Annotated in this window: 1 protein-coding gene; it reads left to right on the forward strand. The window is 73.9% G+C overall.

The annotated features are described in order from the left end of the window. Positions 1–1,742 (forward strand): IucA/IucC family protein (locus AOK15_RS37330; protein WP_055523135.1); only part of this gene is annotated, 1,742 nt, incomplete at its 5' end. Positions 1,743–1,948: the final 206 nt, after the last annotated feature.

Raw genomic sequence — 1,948 nt, forward strand, 5'->3', positions numbered from 1 at the left:
ACGAAAGTGCTGTTCTCCCGCAGCCCGACCCCGCCGAGGCCGCCCTCCTCACCCGCGTGCTCAGCGCCCTGCTCCGCGAGAACGTGGTCGGGCTGCGGGAGAACAGCACTTTCGTCGAGCGGCCGGACGGCCCCTGGCTGCGGTTGCCCGTCGGCGACGACGCCCTGCTGCTTCCCGTCACCGAGGACGGCTTCCAGCAGGTGTACGCCGCCCGACTGCCGCTGCTCCTCCGGGAGTCGGACGGCACCGCGTACCCGACCTGCGCGAGTGCCCTCGCCCAACTGCGCGCCCTGGCCGACCCCGTCGACCACGGTGGCTTCGACGCCTTCGCCGAGGAGTGCCGCCAGGCCCTCCTGGCGACGCGGCTGCACGACGACACCGCCGAGGAGGTCGCCGACGGGCTCGGCGAGCTGTACGGCACCGACCTCGCCGAATGGACCGGGCTGCGGGGCCAGCTGGCGTACGAGACCCTCGCCGCCCGGCTCGACCACCCCGTCTACCCGACCGCACGCGGTCGAGCCGGCCTCGACGAGCGGCAACTGCTCGCCCACGCACCGGAGTTCCACCCCGAGTTTCGACTTCAGTGGCTCGCCCTGCCCCGCGAGTCGGTCACCGTCGCCGGGCAGCTCCCGGACGGATGGCCCACCCCCTCCGCCCTCGGTCTCGCCGACCTCGACCGCACCCATGTCGCCCTGCCCGTCCACCCGTCGACCGTCGGCGCGCCCCTCGACGCCGCGCTGCGCGAGAGCGGACTCGCCGGCCGGGCCGTACTCGCCGACTGGCCGTACCTCGATGTCGTCCCCACCCTGTCGATGCGCACGGTCGCCCCGACCGCTGCTCCCTCCCTGCACCTCAAGCTCCCGCTGGCCACCTCGACCCTGGGCCTGCGCAACAAGCGCTCCGTCAAGCCCGGCACCCTGGTCGACGGCGCCGCCGGCCAACGGCTCCTGGAGGCGGTGATCGACCGCGAACCCCGCTTCCGGGGCAGGGTGCTGCACGCCGACGAGACGGTGTACGCGCACGCCGGGCACGAACTGCTCGCCGTCCTGTGCCGCCGCTACCCGGGGGACCTCGACGACTCCGCCGTCGTCCCGATGGCCGCCCTCCTCGCCGAGGCGCCCGGCGGCGGCCTGGTCGTCGACCATCTCGCCGCACGCCACCACGGCGGTGACGTGACCGCCCTGTTCGACGCGGTGCTCACCCTGCTGTTCGACTGGCAGACGACCCTCTTCGGGTACGGCATAGCGCTGGAGTCCCATCAGCAGAACATCTCCCTGGTGTTCGACCCCGCCCCCGGTGAACTGCGGCTGCTGCTGAAGGACAACGACGGCCCCCGCGTCAACAGCACCCGGCTGACCACCACGCTCGGCGGCGGCACCTGGGGCTTCGACGACGACCGGACCTTCGCCCCCGGCGACCGGGCGGTGGCCGACGTGTTCACCACGATCACGGTGCACCTCTGCGCGGGCGCCTATGCGTTCGGCCTCGCCCGCCACGGTCGCGCCCCGCTCCCGGTGCTGCTGGACCTCGTACGGGACCGGCTGACCGAGGCCGTCGACCGGCTCGGCGGCGACGCGGCCGCCGCACTGCGGGAGCGGGTCCTCCATGCCCCCGAACTGCCGGTCAAGGCGATGGTGACCGCCGGGACCCTGCTCAGCAAGGAGCGGTCCGGTGCCGCCGACATCAACAAGCACTACACGACCGGTCCCAACTACCTCCTCCGACGCGGAGGTCCGGTGTGAGGGCCGACCCACGACCGACGACGCGTCCGGCAAAGCCGCCGATGCGTCCGATGGCCGGTCCGGCGACTCGTCCGGCGGCCTGTTCGGCGGCCTGTTCGGCGGCCCGTCGGGCGATGCGTCCGGCGGCCGGTGCGGCGACGCGCCTGATGGCCGGTCCGTTGACCCGGCCGGCGGCCTGTCGGGCCACGCGTCCGATGGCCGGTCCG

Source organism: Streptomyces ossamyceticus (assembly GCF_001418475.1).
Lineage (GTDB): Bacteria > Actinomycetota > Actinomycetes > Streptomycetales > Streptomycetaceae > Streptomyces > Streptomyces ossamyceticus.